Consider the following 4,208-nt stretch of genomic DNA (forward strand, 5'->3'; position numbering starts at 1 on the left):
AACCACAGCTATATGTTTGGCGAAGGCTGGGGCCACATCGTCGCTCCACAATCACCATTCGTGGTTATGGGTCCCTGCTCCCGTGCGCAATTGCGCACTAGGCAGGGACGACGTCTGGCGAGTGTGGCGCTAATGCCCCTCGAACGCCATCAGCGTGCGCACCGGAACGTCCATCGCACGCAGCTTGGCGGCGCCGCCGAGGTCCGGCAGGTCGATGATGAAGCAGGCCGCGACCACATTGGCGCCGATCTGGCGCAGCAGCTTCACCGCGCCCTCCGCGGTGCCGCCGGTCGCGATCAGGTCGTCGACCAGGATCACGCGCTCGCCGGGCTGCACGGCGTCGGCATGCATCTCCATCTCGTCGATGCCGTATTCCAGCGAGTAAGCGATCCGCACCGTGGTGTGCGGCAGCTTGCCTTTCTTGCGGATCGGCACGAAGCCGGCGGACAGCTGATGCGCCACCGCGCCGCCGAGGATGAAGCCCCGCGCCTCGATGCCCGCGACCTTATCGACCTTCGCGCCCGCCCAGGGATGCACCAGCTCGTCGACCGCCCGGCGGAAGGCGCGGGCATCCGCGAGCAAGGTCGTGATGTCGCGAAACAGGATGCCCTTCTTCGGGTAGTCCGGGATGGTGCGAACGGTCGCCTTGATGTCGTGGTCGAAGGTCATTGGTCTCGCAATCCTCAATTGGCCGGCGGATTAAGCCGGAATGCATTCTCGACAATGCGCAGGCCGACCTCATTGCCGAGCGACATCAGCGATTCCGGATGGAATTGCACGCCGCCGACCGGTAGGGTCTTGTGCTCGATCACCATCGCGACGCCGTCTTCGGTGGTCGCGGTCACCGTCAGCACCTCGGGCACGCTGTCGCGCTCGACATAGAGCGAGTGGTAGCGGCCGATCACGATCTCATTGGGCAGATTATGCATCAGCCTGCCGCCGCGTACCTGGACGCGCGAGGGACGGCCATGCGCGGGCTGGCCGAGCTGGCCGAGCTCGCCGCCGAAATATTCGCCGATCGCCTGCACGCCGAGGCAGACGCCGAAGATCGGCAGCTGCTTCTCGAGCGCGGTGTCGATGGTTTTGGCGATGCCGAAATCCTCCGGGCGACCGGGTCCAGGCGACAGCACCAGCAGGTCCCAGCCCTTCCGCTTCAGCATGTCCTGGGCATGGATGTGCCGGACCACGGTGACGTTGGCGCCGACCTGGCGGAAATAATCCGCCAGCATGTGCACGAAACTGTCGTCGTGATCGATCAGCAGCACGTTCTTGCCCGAGCCGGTGGCATCGGGTGCGAAATCCGACAGCGGCTTCGGCGGATCGCCGCGCAGCGCCTGGAACAGCGCCGCCGCCTTGACCTGGCACTCGCGGTCCTCGGCCGCGGGATCGGAGTCGAACAAACAGGTGGCGCCGACCCGCACCTCGGCGAGGCCATCCTTCATGCGGATAGTGCGGATGGTGAGGCCGGTGTTGATGCTGCCATCGAAATTCACGCAGCCGATCGCGCCGGCATACCAGCGCCGCGGCGATCGCTCATGGTCCTCGACGAACTGCATCGCCCACAGCTTCGGCGCGCCGGTCACGGTCACGGCCCAGGCATGGGTCAGGAAGGCGTCGAGCGAATCGAAGCCTGGCCGCAGCATGCCCTCGACGTGGTCGACGGTGTGGAACAGCTTGGAGTAGGTCTCGATCTGACGCCGCGCCAGCACCTTGATGGTGCCGGGCACGCAGACGCGCGCCTTGTCGTTGCGGTCGACGTCGGTGCACATGTTGAGCTCGAACTCGTCCTTCTCCGAGTTCAGGAGCTTGCGGATCTGCTCGGCATCGCCGATCGAATCCGAACCGCGCGCGATGGTGCCCGAGATCGGGCAGGTCTCGACCCGGCGGCCGTCGGAGCGCACGAACATCTCCGGCGAGGCGGAGACCAGGAATTCGCCGTCGCCGAGATTCATCAGCGCGCCATAGGGCGACGGATTGATGCGGCAGAGCCGCTGGAACACTTCCGCCGGCGAGCGCTCGCAGGGCTCGGCAAACAGCTGCCCGGGCACCGCCTCGAACAGATCACCGCGGGCGAATGCCGCGCGCGCGACTTCAACCGTCGCCTGATATTCGCCCGGGGCGTGATCGGCAAAACCCTGCCGCCCGGTCTTGGCGTAGAGGCTCGGCGCGGTCTCGTGCGACTGGCCGGCGGTCGATTTGCCCTTCCACGAGAACTCGTAACTGAGCGCCACGCCGCGGCCGGTGGCGCGGTCATAGGCCAGCAGCCGGTCCGGCACATAGAGCACGATGTCGCGCTGGTCCGCCTCGCGGGTGCGCTTCTGCACGATGTCCTCGATCTGGAACACGAGGTCGTAGGCGAAGGCGCCGAACAGGCCGAGCAGCGGATCGGCATTGGAAGTGAACGCCGCCACCATGTCGCGCACCAGCGACATCACGCTGGCGCGGCGGGTGCGCTGGTCTTCCTCGACCGGGGCTTCGCCGCGGATGATATGGCCGGAGAGCTTCGTTGCGCTCCGCTCCGAGATCACGACGCACGGCTCGCGCAGCACGTCGCCGAGGAAGGCGATCAGGACTTCGCCGCGCGGGTTCAGCGCCTGCAACGAGAAGTTAGTGCCCGACGTCTCCAGCACCAGCGGCGGATCGGCAAAGCCGAGGTCAAAGCTCTCGTACCGGCCCGGCACCGTCGTGCCCGAGGACAGCACCACGCCGCGGCGGCGGTCCAAGAGCGCGATCAGATCGTCGAGACGGTTGGCGCCGCCGCTGAACTGCTCGACCAGCCGCGCGACCGCAAGGCCGCCATTGGTCAGGTATTCGCTCTTGGCCGGCAGGGAGAAGACTGTCCTGTTCATGTGATCCTCTTACGAGACTTGCCGAGAGAGCGCCACACAGGACAAACGAAGGAGACCGTCGCACTGCGATGGCGACCTTCGACGTTTTGGAAAATGAAAACGCACCGGCCACCTATGAGAAGGTGGGCCACCAACGTCGGGATGGACTGGCAACGGCGCTCATGGGCGCTACTCACCACCCGGCGCGGGCCGTGTCAAGGGATGGCCCGGCAGCCCTGCCCCAATCCTGGACCGCATCTTGGGGCTTTGAGAGGACGGGAATCCGCGTAGGATTCATCGGAATGGCGGCCCGGTCGGCCGCCCAAAAAACAGACAAATGGTGGAGACGCGCAGATGGCGATTTTGGGTCTCGGATATGCCGGCTTCGGCTCCGACGCGCTCGACGACTGGCGGCAATTCGGCACCGGCCTGGTCGGGCTGCAGGCGATCGAGCGCGGCAATTCGTTGCTCGCGTTCCGGATGGACGACCGCAAGCAGCGCATCGTGATCGACCGCGCGCAGGGCGAAGGCGTCAGGTTCTTCGGCTGGGAGGTGGCTGATGCCGCCGCCCTGGATGCGCTGGCGGCGCGCCTGGAGCGCGCCGGCATCGCCGTCACTGCCGAGCCGCAGACCCTCGCCGATGCCAGGCGGGTGCGCGGCCTCATCTCGTTTCGGGATCCGGCCGGCAATCGTCTCGAGGCGTTTCACGGCGCCGAGATCGATGACACGCCGTTCAAGCCGGGACGCTCGATCTCCGGTTTCCGCACCGGGCCGCTCGGCCTCGGCCACGCCGTGCTGACGGTCGAGAATCTCGTCCCCGTGATGAGCTTCTATGTCGACGTGCTCGGCTTCGCCCTCAGCGACTACATCGAGAAGCCGTTCCGCGCCTACTTCTTCCACGTCAACGCCCGCCACCATTCGCTGGCGCTGATCGAAACCGGCACTAACGGCATGCACCATCTGATGGTGGAGCTGTTCTCGCTCGACGATGTCGGTCAAGCCTACGACATCGCGCAGCAGGAGGACCGGGTCAACGTCACGCTCGGCCGTCACACCAACGATCTGATGACGTCGTTCTACGCCAAGTCGCCGTCGGCGTTCATGGTCGAGTGCGGCTGGGGCGGCCGCGAGATCGACCCTGCGAACTGGACACCGTTCGAGATGCATGACGGCCCGAGCCTGTGGGGCCACGAGCGCGTCTGGCTGTCAGCGGAGGACCGCGCCGTCGCGCGCGAGATGCGGATGCGCGCCGCCGCCGAGGGCAAGCGCGCGCCGGTGCAGGTGATGGAAGGCAATTTCAGGCTGATGTCGGGAACCTGCCCGTGGTGGGACGGGGTGAAGGCGGAAACCTAACTCTCGCTGTCGTCCCTGCGAAAGCAG

At 66.2% G+C, this 4,208-nt stretch carries 3 protein-coding genes; 1 reads left to right on the plus strand and 2 read right to left on the minus strand.

Translation table 11 applies throughout. The features are described from left to right. Positions 1-129: 129 nt before the first annotated feature. Both H8A95_RS41725 and H8A95_RS41730 read right to left on the minus strand, forming a co-directional pair. A complete protein-coding gene (locus tag H8A95_RS41725; RefSeq protein WP_074131621.1) occupies positions 130-669 on the minus strand; it encodes an adenine phosphoribosyltransferase in 540 nt (179 codons plus the stop codon). Positions 670-683: 14 nt separating this feature from the next. Beyond that, positions 684-2,849 (minus strand): anthranilate synthase component I, encoded by a 2,166-nt coding sequence (locus H8A95_RS41730; RefSeq protein ID WP_229188275.1) that lies wholly within the window; start codon positions 2,847-2,849, stop codon positions 684-686. 333 nt (positions 2,850-3,182) lie between these two features. Here H8A95_RS41730 and H8A95_RS41735 point away from each other — a divergent pair, with 333 nt between their 5' ends. Continuing rightward, positions 3,183-4,181 carry a VOC family protein gene (locus tag H8A95_RS41735; RefSeq protein ID WP_229188276.1) on the plus strand — a complete coding sequence of 333 codons (999 nt, stop codon included), beginning with the start codon at positions 3,183-3,185 and terminating at the stop codon, positions 4,179-4,181. Positions 4,182-4,208 lie beyond the last annotated feature (27 nt).

The organism is Bradyrhizobium oropedii, from assembly GCF_020889685.1.
Classification (GTDB): domain Bacteria; phylum Pseudomonadota; class Alphaproteobacteria; order Rhizobiales; family Xanthobacteraceae; genus Bradyrhizobium; species Bradyrhizobium oropedii.